This is a genomic window from Burkholderia sp. HAN2018, assembly GCF_024704855.1.
GTDB lineage: Bacteria > Pseudomonadota > Gammaproteobacteria > Burkholderiales > Burkholderiaceae > Burkholderia > Burkholderia cepacia.
In genome coordinates this window covers 78,617-99,662 of sequence record NZ_QOBB01000027.1, presented here as the reverse complement: position 1 = coordinate 99,662, position 21,046 = coordinate 78,617, and the positions used below count along the sequence as shown (strand labels likewise).

At 62.5% G+C, this 21,046-nt stretch carries 22 protein-coding genes and 1 tRNA gene; 13 read left to right on the top strand and 10 right to left on the bottom strand.

Going from position 1 to position 21,046, the window contains the following annotated elements:
- Nucleotides 1–12: 12 nt before the first annotated feature.
- From rpmI to DPV74_RS09630, 6 genes are all read left to right on the top strand, one after another.
- Nucleotides 13–210: a 50S ribosomal protein L35 gene (gene rpmI, locus DPV74_RS09655; protein ID WP_004191477.1), complete on the top strand. Its 198-nt coding sequence runs from the start codon at nt 13–15 to the stop codon at nt 208–210.
- A 30-nt stretch (nt 211–240) separates the two neighbouring features.
- Entirely contained in the window at nt 241–600 is a 360-nt protein-coding gene (gene rplT / locus DPV74_RS09650; protein ID WP_004192938.1) for a 50S ribosomal protein L20, read from the top strand.
- A 148-nt stretch (nt 601–748) separates the two neighbouring features.
- Complete coding sequence (pheS, locus tag DPV74_RS09645; RefSeq protein WP_162923002.1) at nt 749–1,762, top strand: phenylalanine--tRNA ligase subunit alpha; 1,014 nt, start codon at nt 749–751, stop codon at nt 1,760–1,762.
- 96 nt (nt 1,763–1,858) lie between these two features.
- Complete coding sequence (gene pheT / locus DPV74_RS09640) at nt 1,859–4,288, top strand: phenylalanine--tRNA ligase subunit beta (protein WP_119337063.1); 2,430 nt, start codon at nt 1,859–1,861, stop codon at nt 4,286–4,288.
- Nucleotides 4,289–4,360: 72 nt separating this feature from the next.
- Nucleotides 4,361–4,747 carry an integration host factor subunit alpha gene (locus tag DPV74_RS09635; RefSeq protein WP_006486093.1) on the top strand — a complete coding sequence of 129 codons (387 nt, stop codon included), beginning with the start codon at nt 4,361–4,363 and terminating at the stop codon, nt 4,745–4,747.
- A 62-nt stretch (nt 4,748–4,809) separates the two neighbouring features.
- Nucleotides 4,810–5,223 carry a MerR family transcriptional regulator gene (locus DPV74_RS09630; RefSeq protein WP_027787702.1) on the top strand — a complete coding sequence of 138 codons (414 nt, stop codon included), beginning with the start codon at nt 4,810–4,812 and terminating at the stop codon, nt 5,221–5,223.
- 80 nt (nt 5,224–5,303) lie between these two features.
- On the opposite strand, the gene DPV74_RS09625 is transcribed toward DPV74_RS09630, so the two are convergent.
- Nucleotides 5,304–7,514, bottom strand: coding sequence for a hypothetical protein (locus DPV74_RS09625; RefSeq protein ID WP_119337067.1), 2,211 nt, complete (start codon nt 7,512–7,514; stop codon nt 5,304–5,306).
- A gap of 345 nt (nt 7,515–7,859) precedes the next feature.
- On the bottom strand, nt 7,860–8,627 hold the full coding sequence (locus DPV74_RS09620; protein ID WP_240439950.1) for a tyrosine-protein phosphatase: 768 nt from the start codon (nt 8,625–8,627) through the stop codon (nt 7,860–7,862).
- Between the two features lie 86 nt (nt 8,628–8,713).
- Between DPV74_RS09620 and DPV74_RS09615 the strand changes: the two genes are divergently transcribed.
- The 3 genes from DPV74_RS09615 to DPV74_RS09605 all read left to right on the top strand — a co-directional run bounded on the left by DPV74_RS09615 (nt 8,714) and on the right by DPV74_RS09605 (nt 10,026).
- The gene (locus tag DPV74_RS09615) at nt 8,714–8,947 is read left to right on the top strand and encodes a hypothetical protein (RefSeq protein WP_162922997.1); all 234 of its coding nucleotides are present in this window, start codon (nt 8,714–8,716) and stop codon (nt 8,945–8,947) included.
- Between the two features lie 127 nt (nt 8,948–9,074).
- Complete coding sequence (locus DPV74_RS09610) at nt 9,075–9,788, top strand: bifunctional 2-polyprenyl-6-hydroxyphenol methylase/3-demethylubiquinol 3-O-methyltransferase UbiG (protein WP_027787698.1); 714 nt, start codon at nt 9,075–9,077, stop codon at nt 9,786–9,788.
- A gap of 161 nt (nt 9,789–9,949) precedes the next feature.
- A tRNA-Pro gene (locus DPV74_RS09605) sits at nt 9,950–10,026 on the top strand.
- 225 nt (nt 10,027–10,251) lie between these two features.
- Here the strand turns inward: DPV74_RS09605 and DPV74_RS09600 are convergent.
- A complete protein-coding gene (locus DPV74_RS09600) occupies nt 10,252–10,737 on the bottom strand; it encodes a hypothetical protein (RefSeq protein WP_111017931.1) in 486 nt (161 codons plus the stop codon).
- 122 nt (nt 10,738–10,859) lie between these two features.
- On the bottom strand, nt 10,860–11,234 hold the full coding sequence (locus DPV74_RS09595) for a hypothetical protein (protein ID WP_111017237.1): 375 nt from the start codon (nt 11,232–11,234) through the stop codon (nt 10,860–10,862).
- A 142-nt stretch (nt 11,235–11,376) separates the two neighbouring features.
- Between DPV74_RS09595 and DPV74_RS09590 the strand changes: the two genes are divergently transcribed.
- The 3 genes from DPV74_RS09590 (at nt 11,377) to DPV74_RS09580 (ending at nt 13,955) form a co-directional block, all read left to right on the top strand.
- Complete coding sequence (locus DPV74_RS09590) at nt 11,377–11,718, top strand: helix-turn-helix domain-containing protein (RefSeq protein WP_111017236.1); 342 nt, start codon at nt 11,377–11,379, stop codon at nt 11,716–11,718.
- Between the two features lie 1,061 nt (nt 11,719–12,779).
- Nucleotides 12,780–13,241, top strand: a complete 462-nt coding sequence (locus DPV74_RS09585) for a hypothetical protein (RefSeq protein ID WP_080938721.1) — start codon at nt 12,780–12,782, stop codon at nt 13,239–13,241.
- Between the two features lie 9 nt (nt 13,242–13,250).
- On the top strand, nt 13,251–13,955 hold the full coding sequence (locus tag DPV74_RS09580; RefSeq protein ID WP_111017235.1) for a protein mobD: 705 nt from the start codon (nt 13,251–13,253) through the stop codon (nt 13,953–13,955).
- Nucleotides 13,956–14,168: 213 nt separating this feature from the next.
- Here DPV74_RS09580 and DPV74_RS09575 read toward each other — a convergent pair whose 3' ends face one another.
- From DPV74_RS09575 to DPV74_RS09550, 6 genes are all read right to left on the bottom strand, one after another.
- On the bottom strand, nt 14,169–15,002 hold the full coding sequence (locus DPV74_RS09575) for a DUF932 domain-containing protein (RefSeq protein ID WP_119337060.1): 834 nt from the start codon (nt 15,000–15,002) through the stop codon (nt 14,169–14,171).
- 657 nt (nt 15,003–15,659) lie between these two features.
- Entirely contained in the window at nt 15,660–15,899 is a 240-nt protein-coding gene (locus DPV74_RS09570) for an FAD-dependent oxidoreductase (protein WP_239511285.1), read from the bottom strand.
- A gap of 81 nt (nt 15,900–15,980) precedes the next feature.
- Nucleotides 15,981–17,744, bottom strand: coding sequence for an arsenical pump-driving ATPase (arsA, locus tag DPV74_RS09565; RefSeq protein WP_111017233.1), 1,764 nt, complete (start codon nt 17,742–17,744; stop codon nt 15,981–15,983).
- 9 nt (nt 17,745–17,753) lie between these two features.
- Complete coding sequence (gene arsD / locus DPV74_RS09560) at nt 17,754–18,122, bottom strand: arsenite efflux transporter metallochaperone ArsD (RefSeq protein ID WP_091925743.1); 369 nt, start codon at nt 18,120–18,122, stop codon at nt 17,754–17,756.
- Complete coding sequence (locus DPV74_RS09555; RefSeq protein ID WP_091925746.1) at nt 18,119–18,598, bottom strand: GNAT family N-acetyltransferase; 480 nt, start codon at nt 18,596–18,598, stop codon at nt 18,119–18,121. Before DPV74_RS09555 ends, arsD begins: the two co-directional genes overlap by 4 nt.
- Before the next feature lie 18 nt (nt 18,599–18,616).
- Nucleotides 18,617–19,162 (bottom strand): aspartate carbamoyltransferase, encoded by a 546-nt coding sequence (locus tag DPV74_RS09550; protein ID WP_091925749.1) that lies wholly within the window; start codon nt 19,160–19,162, stop codon nt 18,617–18,619.
- Nucleotides 19,163–19,694: 532 nt separating this feature from the next.
- Between DPV74_RS09550 and DPV74_RS09545 the strand changes: the two genes are divergently transcribed.
- Nucleotides 19,695–20,879 (top strand): acetyl-CoA C-acetyltransferase, encoded by a 1,185-nt coding sequence (locus DPV74_RS09545; RefSeq protein WP_091925752.1) that lies wholly within the window; start codon nt 19,695–19,697, stop codon nt 20,877–20,879.
- Nucleotides 20,880–21,046: the final 167 nt, after the last annotated feature.

Sequence of the window (21,046 nt, the reverse complement as noted above, 5' to 3'; positions counted from 1 at the left end):
GAGTTGTTCGTCATGCCTAAGATGAAGACCAAGAAGAGCGCTGCAAAGCGCTTCGTGGTGCGTCCGGGCGGTACCGTCAAGCGCGGTCAAGCCTTCAAGCGTCACATCCTGACCAAGAAAACCACGAAGAACAAGCGCCACCTGCGCGGCGCAACGGCAGTTCATGATTCCGATCTGAACTCCGTCCGCGCGATGCTGCCGTTCGCGTAACCCCTCAATCGATACTCTAAGGAGAGAAACATGCCTCGAGTCAAACGTGGGGTAACCGCACGGGCCCGCCACAAGAAGATCATCAACCTGGCCAAGGGTTATCGCGGTCGCCGCAATAACGTCTACCGCATCGCCAAGCAGGCGGTGATGCGCGCTGGTCAGTACGCATATCGCGATCGTCGCAACAAGAAGCGTGTGTTCCGCGCACTGTGGATTACGCGTATCAACGCGGCGGTTCGTCAGCACGACATGACCTACAGCGTGTTCATCAACGGCCTGAAGAAGGCGTCGATCGAACTCGACCGTAAGGTGCTGGCTGACATGGCGGTGTTCGACAAGGCTGCTTTTGCTGCGATCGTCAAGCAGGTGAAAGCCGCCGTTGCAGCCTAATTGCGAAATTAGCACTGCGTGGTTAGTTGCAGCGATGCTCCGGTAGTTTCGGCCGCTGCAGCGAAAACGGGGCTCTTCCGAGCCCCTTTTTTGTTTGGTGTGCGATTTCGCTCGCCAAGACCGAATGACGTTGGAAATGATGGGATCTATGGATCTGGACCAGATTGTCGCCGACGCGCAGCAGTCCTTCGAACAGGCTGCCGACATCACCACGCTCGAAAACGAGAAAGCACGATTTCTCGGCAAGTCGGGTGCGCTGACCGAGTTGCTGAAGGGCCTCGGCAAGCTCGATCCCGAAGCACGCAAGACCGAAGGCGCACGCATCAACGTCGCGAAGCAGCAGGTTGAAGCCGCGCTGACCGCACGCCGTCAGGCACTGGCCGACGCGCTGCTGAACCAGCGCCTCGCCGCCGAGTCGATCGACGTGACGTTGCCGGGCCGCGGCGCCGGTGCAGGCAGCCTGCACCCCGTGATGCGCACGTGGGAGCGTGTCGAACAGATTTTCGGCTCGATCGGCTTCGATGTGGCAGACGGCCCCGAAATCGAGACCGACTGGTACAACTTCACATCGCTGAACAGCCCGGAGAACCATCCGGCGCGTTCGATGCAGGACACCTTCTACGTCGAAGGCAAGGATGCCGACGGCCGCCAGCTGCTGCTGCGCACGCACACGAGCCCGATGCAGGTGCGTTACGCGCGCATGAACCGTCCGCCGATCAAGGTGATCGCGCCGGGCCGCACGTATCGCGTCGACAGCGATGCGACCCACTCGCCGATGTTCAATCAGGTCGAGGGGCTGTGGATCGACGAAAACATCAGCTTCGCCGATCTCAAGGGCGTCTATACCGACTTCCTGAAAAAATTCTTCGAGCGCGACGACATCCTCGTGCGCTTCCGTCCGTCGTATTTCCCGTTCACGGAACCGTCGGCCGAGATCGACATGATGTTCGAGCAAGGCAAGAACGCCGGCAAGTGGCTCGAGATTTCCGGTTCGGGGCAGGTGCATCCGACCGTGATTCGCAACATGGGCCTCGATCCCGAGCGCTACATCGGCTTCGCGTTCGGCAGCGGCCTCGAGCGCCTGACGATGCTGCGCTACGGCGTCCAGGATCTCCGGCTGTTCTTCGAGAACGACCTGCGTTTCCTGCGCCAGTTCGTGTAACGCCGCGCGCCGCGCCGACCTGTGCCCGTGCACGCCCCGACGGACGATCCGACGGGGCCCGGGCGTCGATCTAACCTGTTTCGAACGTAGACATCCATGCAATTCCCTGAATCCTGGTTGAGAACCTTTGTCGACCCGCAGCTGACGACCGACGAACTGTCGCACGCGCTGACGATGGCGGGGCTCGAAGTCGAATCGCTGAGCAAGGCTGCGCCGCCGACGTCGAAGATCGTCGTCGGCCGCGTGCTCGAAGTCGTCAAGCATCCGGATGCGGACAAGCTCAATGTCTGCCAGGTCGATGCCGGCACCGGCGCGACGCTGAATATCGTCTGCGGCGCACCGAACGTCGCGCCCGGCATCAAGGTGCCGGTCGCGCTGGTCGGCGCGGAACTGCCGCCGGCGGAAGAGGGTGGCAAGCCGTTCGCGATCAAGCTGTCGAAGCTGCGCGGCGTGGAGAGCCAGGGGATGCTGTGCTCGGCACGTGAACTGAAGCTGTCCGAGGATCACAGCGGCCTGCTGGTGCTGCCGGAAGTTACGCCGGTCGGCCAGGACATCCGCGAGACGCTCAATCTCGACGACACGATCTTCGAAATCAAGCTGACGCCGAACAAGGCCGACTGCCTGTCCGTGTTCGGCATTGCGCGCGAGACGGCCGCGATCACCGGTGCGCCGCTGACGCCGGTCGATATCCGCCCGGTGCGCGTCGAACTCGACGAAACGCTGCCGGTGCGCATTGCCGCCCCCGATCTGTGCGGTCGCTTCTCGGGTCGCGTGATCCGCGGCGTGAACGCGCGTGCGAAGACCCCGCAGTGGATGATCGAGCGCCTCGAGCGCTCCGGCCAGCGCAGCGTGTCGGCGCTCGTCGACATCTCGAACTACGTGATGTTCGAGCTCGGCCGCCCGTCGCACGTGTTCGATCTCGACAAGATCCACGGTGGCATCGAGGTGCGCTGGGGCAAGCGCGGCGAATCGCTGAAGCTGCTCAACGGCAACACGGTCGAACTCGACGAAACGGTCGGCGTCATTTCGGATGACCGCCAGGTCGAGAGCCTGGCCGGCATCATGGGCGGCGACAGCACGGCCGTCACGCTCGACACGACCAACATCTACCTGGAAGCCGCGTTCTGGTGGCCGGACAGCATCCGCGGCCGCGCGCGCAAGTACAACTTCTCGACTGATGCGGCCCATCGCTTCGAGCGCGGCGTCGATTACGCGACGACCGTCGAGCATGTCGAGCGCATCACGCAGCTGATCCTCGAGATCTGCGGCGGCAAGGCCGGCCCGGTCGACGATCAGTCCGTGAACCTGCCGCAGCGCGCGCCGGTGAAGATGCGCGTGTCGCGCGCGAACCGCATCATCGGCGTGCAGATCGGCGCCGACGAGATCGCCAGCATCTTCACGCGCCTCGGCCTGCCGTTCGAGCGTGAAGACGACGCGTTCCTCGTCACGCCGCCGTCGCATCGCTTCGACATCGAGATCGAGGAAGACCTGATCGAGGAGGTCGCGCGGATCTACGGCTTCGAGAAGATCCCGGCGCGTCCGCCGGTCGCGACGAGCGAAATGCGCGCGACCAACGAGACGCGGCGTTCGATCCACGATGTCCGTCACGCGCTCGCCGCGCGCGACTACGCGGAAACCGTCAACTTCAGCTTCGTCGATGCGGAGTGGGAGCAGGATTTCGCGGGCAACGACCAGCCGATCCGCCTGCTGAACCCGATCGCGAGCCAGCTCTCGGTGATGCGCACGACGCTGTTCGGCAGCCTGATTTCCGTGCTGCGCCACAACCTGAACCGCCGTGCAGATCGCGTGCGCGTGTTCGAGGCTGGCCGTGTGTTCCTCGCCGATGCGTCGGCGAAGGCCGGTGAGCTGACGGTCGAGGGCTACGTGCAGCCGAAGCGCGTCGGTGCGCTTGCCTATGGCCCGGTGCTCGACGAGCAGTGGGGCGTGGCGACCCGTGCGGTCGACTTCTTCGACGTGAAGGGCGATCTCGAGGCGCTGCTCGCGCCGGCAGCCGCACGCTTCGTGAAGGCGGAGCATCCGGCCCTCCATCCGGGGCGCAGCGCGCGAATCGAAGTCGACGGCCGTGCGGTTGGCTGGATCGGCGAGTTGCACCCGCGCCTGATGCAGAAGTACGAGCTGCCGCACGCTCCGGTGATGTTCGAAATCGACGCGGACGCGCTGATTGCGCGTGCGTTGCCCACGCCGACCGAGGTGTCGAAATTCCCGCCGGTTCGTCGCGATATCGCCGTTGTCGTCGATCAGGCGGTCGAGGTTCAGGCACTTTTCGACGAAATGAAGAAGGCGCTTGCCGAAGAGGCCTGCCGATTCGTTCAGAAGGTTGTACTCTTCGACGAATTTCGTGCAAAATCAAATACTTCCGGTGGCCTTGCCGCGCACGAGAAGAGCCTTGCCTTCCGCGTGACGCTGCAGGACGCGGCTGGCACGCTACAGGACGAGGTCGTCGATCAGGCGATCCAGGCGCTGGTCGAGCGGATGGCTCGCGCCGGTGCGCGCCTGCGCGGCTAAGGAGGAGGTCCGCCCGCTCGCGGGCGGCCTTTTCCGATCGTAAGTTTTGATTTAACGCGCTGTATGGCAGATATGAACGACATGACCTCGAGTGAATTCGAAGCCCTCCTGACGGCGCAACGCAGCGCCATGAACCGCGATGCTTCGGCACCGGCGTCCACCGAGACGCCCACGCTGACGAAAGCGGAACTGGCGGAGTTGCTGTTCGACAGCGTCGGGCTGAACAAGCGTGAAGCGAAGGACATGGTCGAGGCGTTTTTCGAGGTGATTCGCGACGCGCTCGAAAACGGCGAAAGCGTCAAGCTGTCGGGGTTCGGTAATTTCCAGCTGCGCGACAAGCCGCAGCGTCCGGGCCGCAATCCGAAGACGGGCGAGGCGATTCCGATCGCCGCCCGCCGGGTGGTAACCTTCCACGCGAGCCAGAAGCTGAAGGCGCTGGTCGAAAACGGCGCGGAGTAAGCCCCCGCGCGCTGACGTCTCCGCGCGGCCGCCGCGCACCCTTTACCGACGGTTAACCGACGATGACCACTACGGTTGAGAAAGTCGTCTTGCCTCCGATTCCCGCGAAGCGCTACTTCACGATCGGTGAAGTCAGCGAGCTGTGCGGGGTCAAGCCGCATGTGCTGCGTTATTGGGAACAGGAATTTACTCAACTGCGGCCGGTGAAGCGGCGTGGCAATCGTCGGTATTACCAGCACCATGAAGTGCTGCTGATCCGGCGGATTCGCGAGTTGTTGTACGAGCAGGGATTCACGATCAACGGCGCGCGCAACCGGCTCGATTCACCGGGCGGCGAGCGGGCCGCGCCGGCACCCGTCGAGCCGGAGGCCCAGGCCGCCGATGCGCGCACACCGGGCAAGCCGGGCGCAACCGTCGACGTAATTGCATTGCGGCAGGCGCTGCTCGACGTGATCGATGGACTGAAGCACGACTGAGTGCGAAACGCGAAGCATGAAATGAAAAGCCCGGTTGGCGACGCGCCACCGGGCTTTTTGCTGCGCGTCGCGCATGCACATCAACGCGATGCGAGCGGATTCTTTTGGCCCATGTCGACGACCAGCGTGCCGTCCGGCAGCATCCGCACGGAACCTTGCGCGACCTGGCTGCGGTAGCCGTACAGGTCGAAACGCATCGGGCCTGCCTCGGCCGAATTCCTGATCAGCGCGCGCACGTTCAGTTCGAGCACGTTGAACATCTTCATGTCGCCGCCTTCCATCCACATGTAGCTCGGCGCATCGATCTGCGGCCGTTGCGGCGCAGGCGAGCCCGCCAGACGCCTGAACGTGAGGCGCAGCCCGTCGCGCTCGACCGTTGCCTGGCCGAGCTTGCCGTTCAGCACGGGGGGCGGGAACACGGTGTACTGGTCGAGCACGAGCGTGTCGCCGCGCAGTTCCGCGCCGCGACGCTGCAACGGCGTCAGCGAAGCGAGCTCGATGCCGAGCGAACGCAGCAGCTTCGCCTGCGGAACCCCGAGCACCGACACCTGGGATGGCTTGAACGCGAGATGCCGGTCGTCGAGCACGGACAGCGAGCCCTTCATGTCGGTCGGCAGCCAGACGCCGGGCACATGGTTCCACAGCTTGATGCCGCCCTGGACACGCAGGTTCGTGCCGTCCGCGCTCAGCTGCAGGTCGTTGAGCGAGCGCGGCGAGTAGTCGAGCAGATAGTCGTTGAAGAGCGCGGACATCGCCTTCCACGACTCGACGACCGTGCCGCCGAGAATCCGGATGTCGTACTGGTTCGGGTCGTCGAGATCGACGGGTTCGCCGGGCCGCTTCGATACGAGTTCCACGTCGAGATCCTCGACGTGAAAGCCGATATCCCCGGACAGGTTGAAATCGACGTTGCGCAGATGGATCGTCGGGTTGCGGTTCGACACGTGCCGCTCGTTGAACGGCGTGGTCGACGTGCGCCGCATGGCGACCTTCTGCATGCCGGGGTGCGTGGCGTTCGCCGCGAGTGCGTAGGCTTCCCAGTGCTGGCGTATGTCACGCAGCGCAGTCTGCTGCGCGGCGAGGAAGCTGTCGTTCAGGCGCGCGGCCGCGTTGCCGAGCAGCGCGCCGCTGGCCGGGCCCGTGTACGAAGGCATCCGGATCGCCATCGCACCGCTTTCGTCGAAATTGAAGTAGCCGGCCGACACCTGGTCGCGATAGTGGTACAGGTCGAACACGAAAGTCTGGTCGCGCTTCGCCGGATCGACCGGGCCGATCAGGATGTCCGCGTTCATCGGCATCGAGCGCATGAACTTCACGTCGCCGCCTCGAATGTACATGGCTTGCTGGGGCGCATTCGCAGGCATCGCGAAGCCGGCGTGCGTGCCGTCGTCGAGCTTCAGGTCGAGGCCGGCCGGTGTCACGCGCACCGCGGTGATCGTGAGTTTCAGGCGCGGCGGCGGCATCAGCTTGTCGACCGACATCACGAGATCGTCGCCGGCGAGTTGCGCGATCGGTGTCTGGACTTTCAGCAAGTCGGCCATTTTCACGTTGGCCGCGCGCATCACCGGCTGCGCGTTGATGCCCGAAACGCGCACCCCCGTCGGATGGAACACGAGCTGGCTGCCGTCGCGGATCGCGAGCGTGCCGGTCAGCGAGAACGGCACCCAGCCGTCGCGCTGCATCTCGCCTTGGAGGTGAATCACGCCGTCGCCGGCCGACACGGCGAGCTTGCGCAGCGGCGCGTTGCGGTAGCCGAAGATGTAGGTGTTGAAGAGCGCGGTCAGCTTCGCGTTGTCGAGCGTGACCGTGCCTTCATGCACGTCGATCTCGAAACTCGTCGGATCGTCGAACACGATCGGCGTGCCGGCCTGCGTCGGCACCAGCGTGGCGGACAACTGATGGATGAAGAAGCCGAGGTTGTTGACGATACGGAAATCGACGTCGCGCAGGAACGTCATCGCGCCGTTCTGGCCCGAGTCGCGCAGCGTGAACGGGCGCGGTTGCGTCAGGCTGATCGATGCGAGCGACGGCACGGTACGTGCGAGCTGCTGCTCGCGGGCGAGCCGCTCGGCCTTGGTGCGTTCGATCTTCGTCGACGCGACCGACGTGTTGCCGTCACGCTGCGCCGACGATTCCGCGCAACCGGTACAAAGCAGCGCAAGCGCCAGCATGCCGCAGCCGAACACGCGGGATGTTCCGGGCGAGATAGGCCGGGCCGCGCGTTGCGGGCCGGAAATCCAGTCGAAAATTGCCAAAGGCGAGCGATGGCCGCGCCGGACCGCATTCCGCATCGTCTGTCTCCATGTCTTGTCGTGATCGACGGCGGTGCGCGCCACTACACGGCGCGAGCGTCGATGCCGTGCAGTGTGGCATAGCACGCTAGAGCGGCGTTACCAAACAACGGGCGCCCGGGCAGAGTGGGCCAGCGTGCTGCGGGACAACGGATTCGGGGTGGTCGGGCGCGCGGATCAAACGGTCGTTTGGTTCGCGCGGCCCGCCCCAGGCGGCTTTCGTTGCAACCGGGAAAACCCGCCCAGGCCTTGGCCGGTAAGGGTTCCGCCGGATACGAGACGCAGCGGCCGCTGCGATCGAAGCGCAGATGCGATCCGGCCCCGTCGAAGCGGCCCGCGGGTGGATCAGGCCAGCATGTGCTGCCGGATGGCGTTCAGCGTTGCCTGGTCGAGTTGCAGGCCGTTCGCGATATACGACGCCATCGAGCCGTACGACGCGGTGACCTGATCGAATGCCGCCTGCAGATAGTCAGCGTGCGCGCCCTGCAGCGCGGTCATCATGTCTGCCGCATTTTGCCCGCCGGCTTTTTGTGCCTGGGCGATCGAGGCGGAGATTTCCGACGCGCTGTAGGCGTTGGTCAACAGGTAGTCGGCGAGTATCGTCTGCCCGGAGATGCCGAGGATCGTGTGCAGAATGGCGGTGGCCCAGCCAGTGCGGTCCTTGCCGGCCGTGCAGTGGAACACCAGGTTCTCGCCGGAGGCAGCGAAGCCGGTGAAGAGTGCACGATAGCTGGCATGCGCGGAGTCGGACGTGACGAACGCACGATACATGCTCGACATGAACGCTGTCGCGGTGGCGCCGGTCGTCGGGATCGGGGTGATGCTGGCGGCTCCGAGCACGTTGAGGTTTTGCCATGTGGCACCGACCAGCGGCGCATCCGGTTGTGTCTTGATCTCGGCGGGCGTGCGCAGGTCGCAGACTTGCCTGATGTCGAGCGTGCCGACGGTGGCGATGTCGGCGGCGGATAACGCGAGCGCGGATGACCGATAGATCACGCCTTTCTTCATCTTCGCGCCGCTCGTCGTTACATAACCGGCTCCGTCCGGGCCGGCCGTGTCGCGAAAATTCGATGCGGAACCCAGCCGCGGCGTCGCGACCGGCGCGACCGAAATCGAGTCGCCCCCGCATGCCGACAGAAATGACGCGCTCCCGAGCGCCGCACCTATCGTGCCGGCACCCAGCCGGAGAAAATGTCGACGTGAAATTTCGTTTTTCTGATGCATTCAATGTCCTTTGTCGGAGAAGGTTGCAAGCGGTCGCGACCGCGGTGGTGACCGACGCCGCCTCGTGTCTCGCACGCGACGCGGCAAAGCCGGGGCGGGCCGCATCGAGCGGCATGCAGTCGGACGGATCGCCCGCGCGCATCGGTCTCGCGCCGGGTAAGCGCACGGTAGCGATTTGCGGCGAACCGGCCATCGTCCTTTTCGATTAGGGCGGAATGCGGGATACCGATAGCGGATGTGCGTCGTCGACGGGTAGGATCGGTGGCAGCGGCGAGGTAAGATCGGCGACAGTGGCTGTATCGACCAAAGCACAAGTAGCCATCACGGGGAAGCGTCATGGATCTCAAGGAAGTCGACGTACTGGGTGCGGGCGTGGGCGATCACTGGTACTACGCGTCGAAGGCGAGTGCGATCCGCCGGTTCCTGGGTGCATCGGGCGCGAACCGGATACTCGATGTCGGTGCAGGCTCCGGCTTCTTCTCGAAGCACTTGCTCGAGCGTACGCAGGCGTCGGAGGCATGGTGTGTCGATACGAGCTACGCCGACGATACCGACGCGGAGGCGGCCGGCAAGCCCATCCACTTTCGGCGCTCCGTCGAACGATTCGATGCCGATCTCGTGTTGCTGATGGACGTGCTCGAGCATGTCGACGACGACGTCGGTTTACTCGCACGTTATGTGGCGGGCGCGCCTTCCGGAAGCCGGTTCCTGATCACGGTTCCCGCGTTCCAGTTCCTCTGGAGCGGCCATGACGATTTTCTCGAGCACAAGCGCCGATATACGCTCGGCAGTCTCGAGGACGTGGTGCGCCGCGCGGGGCTCGACGTCGAGCACGGCGCCTATTATTTCGGCCTTACGTTTCCGCTTGCGGCAGCGCTGCGGCTGGGGGAGCGGGCGCGTCGGCATCCGCGCGAGCCGGCGTCGCAATTGCGCCGTCACCATCCGTTCGTCAACGGCTTGCTCAAGACGATCTGCCGGATCGAGTTGCCGATGTTTCGCTTCAACCGCGTCGCCGGCCTGACGGTCATCTGTATCGCGCGCAAGCTTTGAATGCGATGCGCGGGGGCCGTGCGGCCGGTGCGAAGGTCGCCATATCATGCGCGTCGTTGGCTGCACGGGAGGCGTCACGCCAAAAAATTTCACAAGAACATTCACAAAATGCATGTGACCCGTTCTAAATTGGGAAACTGTCTGTTATAATTTTTTTCTTTCGGGGCGTAGCGCAGCCTGGTAGCGTACCTGCATGGGGTGCAGGTGGTCGGAGGTTCAAATCCTCTCGCCCCGACCAGGAAAATCAAGGACTTACGGTGAAAGCCGTAAGTCCTTTTCCATTTGGGGCGGATTTTGCCCCCACATTTGCCCCCACACGTTGAGTGGTTCTCGCGGGAACGGCACGGACTTCCGCCGAGCGAGGCGGCGTCCGATCGGTATTCCGGCTGTAGCGACGTCGCCCGCCCCCGCACAACTTGTGCAGCACTGTCGACGTTGCCGCTGTCGTAAAACTGATCACAAGTCACTCCAGCCTTTCTGCCTCAATTGAAAGGCGACCGACCGAGGTGCCACGTTGATTGTGACCGCTGTCGGAGGCCGCAGCCAAATGGACCCAGAAAATGAAATCGAAGCCTCTTTCCTCAAGGCGCTCGAACTGCGCCTCAGCTGCTGCAAGCTTCAGCAGGCATTGAGCTTGCCAATCCAGCCCCACCACGAACCATTTCCACGAATTGTTCCATCCGCGCCACAGGATGGCCCCGGCGCTGCAATGATCGTGTGCAAATTTCTGGATCCGTCGGTCGATTACTTTCGCATCGTCACGCGAAATGGATCCAGATACGCGGATTGCGACCGTGTTCGCTGCATCGTCACGCGTGAGATATACGTCTGCAATGCCGCCCAAGTGCCGACGAACGCTTTCGAGATGCTCGAGCTCCATATCTGTGTCCACTGGCATCGCGCCGCACAATACATATTCGCCCTTGTCTAGGGCATCTTCGATCTCCATGATCGTCACTCCGCTGATGTTTCGCCGGACAGGTTAAGCGACTGACTGGATGCTCCGGCGTGGGACAGGCGGCCAGCGACCATGCGACGGCGTGCTGCCGTGCTGGGCGTTCGGGAGAAAAGTCAGGAGTCGCCATGCGCCGTCGACGGGCAATGCTCTGGTGTGCGAGTCCAGATAATGGAATCTCGGGAGAGGTCGATATGCCGGTCTAGGCCGAGCGGCAAGAATGAAACGTCGCCGGCCCAATTCCTTGTGAAAATTGCAGCGGCGCTTGCGTGTTTCTGCGCAAAGTCGGCAAGCACTTTTTCCACCGCGAGCCATGCGTTCGGTAATAGTCCGCCTGTGAGGCAGATGACTAGACAGTGCGCAACTGTGTCGGTGGCAAAATAAACATCGACATTGACCTGTTCGGTCAACTTGCTGGCGAGGTTTTCGGCGTGTGCATGGCGAAAGTGGGCACCGACCGGTAGCGCGCCGCGGAGTATGTAGTTGGCCATGGTTTCCTCCGGACCGATTCGCCGCTTGTGCGAGCAGGCATGATGGGGCCCCGCTCAACAACGTGCGGTAACATCGAGAAGTCAAATGGTATGACGAGATTAGTACTCGTTTGTACCATTGTCAACGAACGAAATATGACAAATGGATGATTTCCAGACACGCCTCAAGCAGGAACGCAAGCGCATGCGCTTGACCCAGCCCGAATTTGCAGAGCTGGGCGGGGTCCACAAGCAGGCTCAGTTTCATTACGAGCGAGGGACGCGCCGACCGAATTCCGATTACCTCGTCGGACTGGCGTCTGCCGGCGTGGACGTGTACTACTTGCTTACCGGGAGGGTCGCGACGCTTGCATCGACTGTTGAGGAACAGCAGATCCTGACTAGATACAGGGCTCTCGACGCAGATCAGCGCATTGCAATGCTGGCGCTTATGGACACCATGGGGGGATCAACCCACCGTGTGAAAAAGAACGGTGATTCGTAGGGGAACTAAGAGGTCGGCACGTTCACGGATCGTACGATCTGACGATCGTGATCTGTAGACGAATTCGGGACGTCGTGTAGGGCCAATGTCTCTTCGGCTAGAAGAAGTCCCGTCAACGGCCCTGCCTAGAAACGATGACCGGCGTCTTCGACACAGCCAACCTTAACGGACAGCACTATGATGGCGACCGGCCTCATTAGATATGGACTGGCGGTATCACCTGCGATGGCCCGGACTCGATGTACTTCCTAGTGTGTGCTGCTCACCATTGACATATGTTGTCAGAAGGGTGATGCGGACTATTGCAGAGCCGAGGGCGCAGCCGGACAGTAGCCGAACTTCCACCGGTCGCGAAGCCGCGTTTCATCGCTCTAACGTCTATTCCGCGCAGTGCAGAGGTGCATGGCGCCCAGAACCGGCGCAAGCCTATCCTGCAGTCACTCATTTTTCATCTTGTTTTCTCTGCCGAGCGTGACTTCCGTATGCGTGATGTGCAAGCTATGCGCATTCTGAAATTGCGTCCGTATAGTTGCCGTGTGCGGCGCGTTTGATGCAGCGGTGTCAAGAAGTGAGCCGGGCATACACGATCGCATGATCTCGAGCGCATCACGTGTAAACGCATGGTGAATGCCTGAAAGCATGTCTTGAGTGATTGGTGCGTCCGACGCACCGCGTCGGGTCGTGCCGGTGGTACCCGAGTTTGGTCCGCAGTGGCGCGGCGGTGAATGTCTGCGTAACGCCGGAGCACGCGTGTAGCGCTGGCGTTGAAAGGACCGGGCAGAAGAGGTGAATGCCGAGTGCGCGCCGGTGGCATCGAATGCGTTGTGGATTGCTATTCAGCGCGAATCGACGGGCAGCAGTGTTCACTGCAATTCGTGTCCATACGCGCGCGAATGAGAAGTCAGATGAGGCGTCTGACGAGAGCAAAAATATTTCTTTTTCCGTCATATTCCTATGCATTCCTCTACATTCTGTTTGCTTCGAAAACGACATAGAACGAGGGTTGACGGAGCGTAAACGCGTGCGCAAGATGCAGTGAAGGGTGTGCGTCGGAGGTCGTCATGTCGGTTGCCAGAAGATTTACTCGAGGACAGTGGGCAGCGTTCGGTCGTAGGCTGGATGCGCTGCCGGAAAAACCGAAAGACGCGCAACCTGTCAAGGTCGGGGACGGTGTCAAATCTATACAGACACAGATCGTGGCGGCGCGGGAGAAGGGATATACGTTGTATGAACTGATAGAGCAGGCCGCGCAAGACGGCATCGACGTGAATCTCAATTCGCTGAGATATGCGATGCGCCGTGCGGACGGAAAGGGAAGGGTTCGGCGAGGCAATCGAGACACGGCACGAGAGCAGGCGACAGCGCCTGCTCGAGGCAGGAAGTCAGCACGGGCCAATGCGTCACGCGACAACCCGCCGCGCACGGGATTGCAGCAGAAAGAGAACACGGGGACAACCAGGCCGGGGCAACAGGTACAGGGCTTTCTTGGATTTCCGATCAGCCCGGATACCGAGAACTTGTAGAGGTCTCACATGGCAAGGCAAAATCCCCCCATCTATATGGTTGGTGGTAGCAAGGGTGGTGTCGGCAAGAGTTTTGTGACGCTGGCACTGGTCGACTATCTGCAACGCACGGACATCAACGTCGTGCTGGTGGAGACGGACACGTCCAATCCTGATGTCATGAAGGCGGTCCATGCCGAAATCGAGTGCGCGTCATGTAATTTGGACGACGTCAGCGGCTGGATCGACTTTGTTAACTTCTGCGATACGCACCGGGACGCGATCGTTGTCGTCAACACGGCAGCCCGGAGTCAGGCGGGTGTCGAGCAGTACGGAGGAACGCTCGCTAGCGCGCTCGATGAGCTCGCCCGGCGTCTGGTCGTGTTGTGGGTCATCAACCGGCAACGCGATAGTCTCGAATTGCTGCTCAAGTTCGGCGCGACGTTCCCCAACGCAATCACGCATGTTGTGCGCAATGGCTACTTTGGTTCGCCAGATAAATTCACCCTTTATCGGGACTCGCAATTACGCAACGCCGTTGAAGCACAAGGCCAATCGTTGGATTTTCCCGACCTTGCGGATCGCGTCGCGGACGAGTTACGTAGCCAGCGCCTGTCGGTCGGGAAGGCGGCGCAAACGATGCATATTGGTGAGCGGGCGGAACTGCTGCGCTGGCGTGCGATATACGGCACGATGTTCGCCAAGCTGACAGATCATGTGCAATTGGCGCGGTGAGGTCGCCCGGTGCGCTCGCGCGCCTGTTACTCGAGGTCGGGACGTCCCGGTCGGTGAGAATATTCGGGAGCCGCGCAAACTTCGCCAACTACCGTTTGCTAGCAGTGATATGGCTTATATGACGGACTTAAGGAGAGCCTGTCAGGAAAAAATCGAATAGTTATCCTGACGGGATTGGTTTGAGTAGGGCGACGCGATGCCGCCCTACGGCACTTACACTTTCATTTGGCGCATGGCGTCGGCCAGCATCCATAGGGCGCGATTGAGCTTTACGTTCTGGTCGATTCCGGTAACGGGGCGTGTGGACATTGCACGCCCGGTGCGCGAGCGTCCATGCAGCCCGCCTTTCGTGAGATTTTCCTGCACCCGGTTAAACACCGTCCAGAGGTCGTCACGGCGATCCTCGAAACGGCGGGGAGCGAGCAACTGGCTTTCGGTGATCGGGGCAGGAGCCTCGGCATCGGTTGGATCGTAGCGCAGCGCGAGCGCGGAGCGGGCGAACGCATGCTGCTCGTCACGGTTCAGCGAAACGTCGCGCATGCCTTCCTTTTGTTCGCGAATCAGCTCGAAACCGTCGAGCACGTCGAACGCACCATTGATGACGTCCTGAATGATGTTCCCTTTGTGCGGCACGCGAATATCGGCGACGTTGTCGCCCGCAACCATGCCATTCTGGCAGACAAAGCGCAGCAAGCCGGCGAGCATCTGGTAGCTACTCGTGCCGTCGTGCGAGTTCATCAACACGATTTCGTTGGCTTCGTCGCCATTGATCTGCTCGGCGTGGCGAAGGCGAAGCATGTGCTTCGTGTAGTCGCGCTTGCCCGGATCGCGCACGCGGGTCTGGCAGATCATGAACGGCTGGAATCCTTCGTTACGCAAGCCTCGCAATACGTCGATTGTCGGAATGTAGGTGTAGCGCTCCGAGCGGCTTTCGTGCTTGCCGTTGCCGAAGATGGACGGTGCAACGCGGCGAATCTGGTCGTCTGAGAGGGGTGAGTCGGCCCGAAGCATCGGGGAACTGTAATGGAAAGAAGAAGCGAGTTGCATGGCAATCTCCACAGCAAAAAGGGTTGAACGGCGGGCTGTGGGATGACCGTGCCGCTCACGCGGAAAACGCTCCCGGTGGAACTCGGGATTGGCTTTTGCTTTTGCCTGACACCCTGTTTCCTGCCCGTGCGATCCAAGGAGCCGAGCGCTGGACGGTGTCAAGGAAGGAGGCGAGGGATGGTGCGGGCAACCCGGTCCCTCGCCCCTTGATGCCGTCCAGCGCTTGGCTACGGTCGCGGGACAGGGCAGGAAATAAGGTGCCAGGCGCAGGCCAAGGCAGGAGTTTCACGGGAAGAATGACGAAGCCCCGGTTATTCACAGTCTCTGGGGGCAACGCTGTGAACAACTTTCGCGGCCGGAGCGTAAGTGATTGAGGTGTCTTGGATCTCGGGGCGAACGGTGCAGTAAGCGTGAATCGGGTCAGGATTCGGGAATTCGATCGCCCAAGTTCACTTTCGCTCGGAATCACATAGGCATCGGAAGTTAGCCGCCCCGTATACTGGGGCCGACGTAAGGACATGGGGGTGGGTATGGGGCTTCAGTGGATCGAGTATCTGAAGCAGAGCGGCTGGATGGATCTGCTGAAAGTTGGCGGCGTCGCCGGCGTTGTGAGCTCGGTCGTCACGCTGAGTTGGAATGAATTGCGGGAGGCCAGGGTCAGCAGGCGCAAAGCACGGCATGTCGCGTTGACAGTGGCGCTCTCGCTGGAAAGCTATCGATCCACGCATCGTCTCGCTGATTGCCGCGAATCAGGTTGGCGCGCGATCGTGGTCGACACCTCGATCTTCGACGCATATCCAGCACGAGATAGTCGAGCCCCGCACGACACAGGAAGTAGGCGGTGGCAAGCCCGGCCTGGCCACCGCCGATGACTACAACTTCAAGGTCTGCAGGCATGCGCTTTCGTCCCATCTCCTGATTCGAATTCCGGCGGTCACGCGGCCCATTGAGCTTAAAAGCGGTGGGCGGTGCACTGCACTACTCGGTCGCCCGCGACTTAATCACGTGCTCGAGGCCAACTGGCCCGACCGGTGCCTCTGGGAGCCACGGAATGAGCGCGGTGCGCTGCGCCAGATCGTCCGCCACGCGGCGCACGAACGGCACCTCGTAAGTGCCCCGCTGGCACAGCATCGGGTCGGTCGTACCGCTCGCCAGCAACGACTGGTTGATGACCCACGCGTACGGCGTAATTCCCGCGCGCGCGAGGTCGGCGCTCAGCCGTTCCGCTTCGTGAACGGGCGTCGCTTCCGGCAACGTGACGATGAGAATCCGGCTGTAGTTCGGGTCGCGCAAACGCGGCAGCAACTGGCGGACCGACTCTGGCATGTCGCCCTGGGTGCGCATCACTTCGCGGTGATAGGCCTCTGCTGCGTCCAGCAGCAGAATGGTGTGCCCGGTCGGCGCGGTGTCCAGCACCACAAAGCCTGACTTGCCTTGATCGACCGTGCGCGCGAAAGCCCTGAAGACGGCGATTTCTTCCGTGCAGGGCGAGCGCAGATCTTCTTCGAGCATCGCCCGGCCGCCCGCATCGAGATGGGATGCCGCTTTGCCCAGCACTTCTTCGGTGTACTGCTGCACTTCGCGCACCGGGTCGATGCGAGTGACGCTCAGCCGAGGCACGACGCCATCGACGGTCGCGGCCACATGCGAGGCCGGGTCGGTGGTCGAGAGGATCACGTCGTGTCCGCGGCCCGCCAGCGCGACTGCGATTGCCGCCGCTACCGTGGTCTTGCCCACGCCGCCTTTGCCCATCGTCATGATCACGCCGTGGCTCGCCGCCGACAGCTCATCGACGAGGCCGCCCAGGTCCGGCGGCAAGATGGTTTCGGGCATCCGGCGTTCGGTCGGCATGCGCACACGCTCGGGATGCGCCATGTCGCGCAGCGCGTCCAGCCCGACCGTGCCGCGCGGCAGAAACGGAATGCGCGTCTGCGGTAAGCCAGCCAACTCGCACGGCATGTCGGCCAGCGCCTGTTGCGCGCGCTGCGCCATGGCGGTCGCAATCGCGTCGTCGGTGCGGTCTGTGGCAAAGAGGCCGTTGATCGCCAGCACCAGGTTGCGAATACCGAGTTCGGCCAGCTCGTGCCGCGTGCGATTCGCTTCGCGCAGTGCGGCGACTTCGGGCCGGCTCACCAGGACGACGGTCGTTTGCGCTGCGCTCGACAGGCGTTCGACGGTCGCCGCGTACAGCGCCTTCTGCTTTTCCAGTCCGGCTAACGGCCCGAGGCAGGAGGCACCGCCCGTCGACGACGAGATGAACTCGTTCCACGCCGAAGGCAAGGTCAGGAGGCGCAGCGTGTGCCCCGTCGGCGCCGTATCGAAAATTACGTGATCGAAATCGGCCGTCGCGGCCGGGTCGCCGAGCAGTTTGGAGAATTCATCAAAGGCCGCAATCTCGACCGTGCAGGCGCCGGAAAACTGCTCTTCCATATTGCGGATCGCCGCCGCGGGCAAGACGCCGCGATAGGGTCCGACCATTCTGTCCCGGTAGGCCTGCGCGGCCGCTTCGGGGTCGATATTCAACGCGAACAGGCCCGGCGCGGCGGGCACCGGCGTCGGCAACTGACTCAAGCCGACGCCGAGTACCTCGTCGAGATTGGAGGCCGGATCCGTGCTGACGATGAGCACCCGCTTGCCGGCATCTGCCATGGCGAGACCGGTGGCACAGGAAAGCGAAGTCTTGCCGACGCCGCCTTTTCCGGTGAAAAAGAGATTTCGGGTTTGCGTTTCAGGCAGGGACATGGTCGCTCTCTAGCAACAGCCTGAGCCCGGCACGCGGCAGCTGCCGGCCTTGATGTGTGGTTTTTCCGCCGTGGTCAGCGCGATGCCGAGTTTCCGCACAAGCTGCTGGCGCGACGGATACATGCCCGTCGATACGATGTGACCATCGATCACGAGGATCGGCAGTCGTTCCATGCCGGCTTCCATTTCCTTGACCACCGCGGAGTTGGCGGCGAACGCCTGCGGTTCCTGGCCCAGGTTGTAGCGGGACACGGTGACGCCGTGTGCCTCGACCCATTTCAGGTCCGCGGCGAATTGCGCCAGCACGGGGTCCACATCGACACCGCAAACACCCGTCGAGCAACACATCGCGGGATCGAACACTTCGAGTTTCTTCATGGCAGGGCCTCGGCACAATCGGGATGCAGCGGTTTCCACAAGCACGGATGCGTCTGCGGGCAAAGGTGCGTGAATTCGGGCAGACCGCGAATCAGCTCGGGAATTTGGGTTCGCTCGATCTGCGTGAAGCCGCGCCGCGCAAAGAAGGTGCGGGCGGCTTCATCATTCGGAATAAGGTAAAGCGCGCGCAGCGATCGCGTTTGCGCTAGCGCAACGGAAGCGTCGATAAGACGGGTACCCAGACCGGATGCGCGCAGGCGCGGGTGAACGGCGATCGAACGCAACAGGGCCGCGTCGCCGGCTTGTTCCAGTCCCGCCACCCCGACGATCCCGGCGTCGCGCACGGCGACGTGGAAGCCGTCGAGGCTCCGTGCCGTGAGGTCGCTCGCCGGTAGCCCGCAGGTATCCAGCAACGCGCGGATACGGTCGAAGTCCGTGGCGGTTGCCCGGCGAATGTCCTCAACCGGCGTACTCATTTCAATCCTCCGCTGCGTTCATGGCGTCGAAGCGTCTGCCGGATGGTGATGCATCGCGCCCGGATCGTGCCCGGCCATCGCGTCGTGTCCGTGGTCGGACAGTTGGGCATCGAACCAGTCGTGCAGCGCGGCGACAAGACGAGGCTGCTCGCTGCGATACACGATTTCGCCGCCGCGGCGCACGTCGTGATAGTCGATAGTCAGCTCACCGCGTCGGGCCGCACGCAATACAGCGAGGCCCGGCATGTCGTTGCCGTGGATCTGCTCAGGCGCGCCAAAGTCTCCCGCCGAGAAGCGACGGGCGATCGCGGCGAGATGTCCGCGGATCAGCGCGGTCTGCCGCGCGTCGGGGCGCTTCGTGACGACCCGCTGGATGCCGCCGTCGGCCGTCTTCGTGAAGATGTGGGTGGTGGCCGCGAGCGAGAACAGCATCACGTTCGCGCCGTGTTGCGCGACCTCCTTCTGGCGTGCGGTGGCATCGGCAAGGGCGAACGGCGAAACAACCACCATGCCGAGCAGGGCCAGAATCGATGCAGCGACGACTGTTGCTGAACGGCGTTTCATGGAATATCCCACCTGGAATCGTGCCGGAGCCTGGCGCCGGCATCCTGTTCGACGGTTGAGTGAAATCATACGGCGGGCACGCGCTTCTTTGCTCTACCGGGTGGATACCGACATGACGCGATCGCGACTACGTGAATTCATGGCAATCGCAGCGACTGCGACCGCAGACACGAGGGAGAGGAGCCGCACCGTCCGCGCGACGGCCCCGTAACCCCGATCGATGTCTTTCAAGGCAACCTCCCTGATCTGTCGCTGATGGTGGCTCGTTCATCACCGTGATTCAGGTTGCCGGGCGATGATGGTGGGCGCGTTGATACACGTCAAGATGGCTAGGACCGCCCCTGGACATCATGAAAGGCACATTTCGTCCGCGAACAGACCTGTCCCGATGACCACGCCACCGTACAGGATTGCAGCATCCAAGCTTGAAGAAATACGGCACCGTCTTTGACAGCATCCCCCCGCAACCGCATTGCGGGCACGATCTGCCGTACCACCCTGAGTTCGTACGATTCCTTTGAGGAGTAATGCCATGAGCAACGTTGACGTCGTCTTGTGCAGCCCGGTACGCACCGCGATAGGAACCTATGGTGGGACGCTCAAGGACGTAGCGGCACCAACGCTTGGCGCTGCCGTTATCCGCGAAAGCCTCAAGCGCGCCGGATTGCCGCCTGCCAAGATTCAATCGCTGGTAATGGGCAACGTCATTCAGGCGGGTGTGAAAATGAACCCGGCACGGCAGGCTGGCATCGCTGGAGGCTTGCCGGTCGAAGTTCCCGCGCTCACGGTTAACCGCGTGTGTGGGTCAGGCGCGCAGGCAATTGCCAGCGCGGCCAACGAAATCTGGGCCGGCATGATCGACTGCGCGGTCGCAGGGGGTATGGAAAGCATGGACCGCGCCCCCTACCTGTTGCCGCAGGGACGCTGGGGCGCGCGGATGGGCGATGTGACACTGTTCGACAGCATGCTGCTCGATGGACTCAACGATGCTTTCAGCGGTCAGCATTCCGGTTGGCACACCGAGGATCTCGTCATGAAGTGCGGCATCTCGCGAGAAGACCAGGATCGATGGGCGCTTCGCTCCCAGCAGCGTTTCGCGAAGGCCCAGGCCGCAGGTCTCTTCGATGCCGAGATCGCGCCGCTGGAGATTCCAGGTCGCAAGGGAGCGACGGTCTTTGACCGCGATGAGCACAACCGGCCAGACACCAGCGCCGAATCGCTTGCCAAGCTCAAGCCGGCTTTTCGCAAGGACGGGACGATTACCGCGGGCAATGCGCCCGGCTTGAACAGTGGGGCGGCTGTGATGCTTGTCGCCGGGCGCGCCTGGGCCGAAAGCAATGGCCTGACACCGATGGCACGGCTGGTCAGTTACGGCGTGGGAGCGGTGGAGCCGAGTTTGTTCGGACTCGGCCCCATTCCGGCAGTGCGACAGGCCATCGCACGCGCTGGCTGGTCTGTCGCCGACGTGGATTGCGTGGAAATCAACGAGGCGTTCGCGGCGATCGCCTTGGCTTGCTCGCGTGAACTCGGTTTCGCGGAAGACATCGTAAATGTGGAGGGCGGAGCCATTGCGCACGGACATCCGATCGGTGCGAGCGGGGCCGTACTGACCACCCGGCTGTTGCACCAGATGCAGCGTGGTGGGGGCCGGCGCGGTATCGTGACGCTATGCATTGGCGGAGGACAGGGAATCGCGCTGGCGCTCGAACTTCTGTGAAAACCGCATAACGGCTGCGCCCGAAAGCCACGATTCGTTGAATAGGGGAACCGCCCAACGACATGTGCGCAAGAGCACTACACCGCACGACATCGCTCTTCGTAGAAGTGCGGTGACGGTCATCTGCAATGTGACCGTGCGGACGTCCCCTTATAGGCACAAAGCTG

What these genes read in the sequence shown, in the direction of transcription:
- rplT (WP_004192938.1), top strand. Translation starts at nt 241, where the DNA reads ATGCCTCGAGTCAAACGTGGGGTAACCGCACGGGCCCGCCACAAGAAG.
- DPV74_RS09555 (WP_091925746.1), bottom strand. Translation starts at nt 18,598, where the DNA reads ATGAGTACGCCGGTTGAGGACATTCGCCGGGCAACCGCCACGGACTTC.
- DPV74_RS09570 (WP_239511285.1), bottom strand. Translation starts at nt 15,899, where the DNA reads ATGCCTGCAGACCTTGAAGTTGTAGTCATCGGCGGTGGCCAGGCCGGG.
- DPV74_RS09590 (WP_111017236.1), top strand. Translation starts at nt 11,377, where the DNA reads ATGGATGATTTCCAGACACGCCTCAAGCAGGAACGCAAGCGCATGCGC.
- pheS (WP_162923002.1), top strand. Translation starts at nt 749, where the DNA reads ATGGATCTGGACCAGATTGTCGCCGACGCGCAGCAGTCCTTCGAACAG.
- DPV74_RS09600 (WP_111017931.1), bottom strand. Translation starts at nt 10,737, where the DNA reads ATGGAGATCGAAGATGCCCTAGACAAGGGCGAATATGTATTGTGCGGC.
- DPV74_RS09585 (WP_080938721.1), top strand. Translation starts at nt 12,780, where the DNA reads ATGTCGGTTGCCAGAAGATTTACTCGAGGACAGTGGGCAGCGTTCGGT.
- DPV74_RS09580 (WP_111017235.1), top strand. Translation starts at nt 13,251, where the DNA reads ATGGCAAGGCAAAATCCCCCCATCTATATGGTTGGTGGTAGCAAGGGT.
- pheT (WP_119337063.1), top strand. Translation starts at nt 1,859, where the DNA reads ATGCAATTCCCTGAATCCTGGTTGAGAACCTTTGTCGACCCGCAGCTG.
- DPV74_RS09635 (WP_006486093.1), top strand. Translation starts at nt 4,361, where the DNA reads ATGAACGACATGACCTCGAGTGAATTCGAAGCCCTCCTGACGGCGCAA.
- arsA (WP_111017233.1), bottom strand. Translation starts at nt 17,744, where the DNA reads ATGTCCCTGCCTGAAACGCAAACCCGAAATCTCTTTTTCACCGGAAAA.
- arsD (WP_091925743.1), bottom strand. Translation starts at nt 18,122, where the DNA reads ATGAAGAAACTCGAAGTGTTCGATCCCGCGATGTGTTGCTCGACGGGT.
- DPV74_RS09630 (WP_027787702.1), top strand. Translation starts at nt 4,810, where the DNA reads ATGACCACTACGGTTGAGAAAGTCGTCTTGCCTCCGATTCCCGCGAAG.
- DPV74_RS09545 (WP_091925752.1), top strand. Translation starts at nt 19,695, where the DNA reads ATGAGCAACGTTGACGTCGTCTTGTGCAGCCCGGTACGCACCGCGATA.
- DPV74_RS09625 (WP_119337067.1), bottom strand. Translation starts at nt 7,514, where the DNA reads ATGCGGAATGCGGTCCGGCGCGGCCATCGCTCGCCTTTGGCAATTTTC.
- DPV74_RS09610 (WP_027787698.1), top strand. Translation starts at nt 9,075, where the DNA reads ATGGATCTCAAGGAAGTCGACGTACTGGGTGCGGGCGTGGGCGATCAC.
- DPV74_RS09595 (WP_111017237.1), bottom strand. Translation starts at nt 11,234, where the DNA reads ATGGCCAACTACATACTCCGCGGCGCGCTACCGGTCGGTGCCCACTTT.
- DPV74_RS09550 (WP_091925749.1), bottom strand. Translation starts at nt 19,162, where the DNA reads ATGAAACGCCGTTCAGCAACAGTCGTCGCTGCATCGATTCTGGCCCTG.
- DPV74_RS09575 (WP_119337060.1), bottom strand. Translation starts at nt 15,002, where the DNA reads ATGCAACTCGCTTCTTCTTTCCATTACAGTTCCCCGATGCTTCGGGCC.
- rpmI (WP_004191477.1), top strand. Translation starts at nt 13, where the DNA reads ATGCCTAAGATGAAGACCAAGAAGAGCGCTGCAAAGCGCTTCGTGGTG.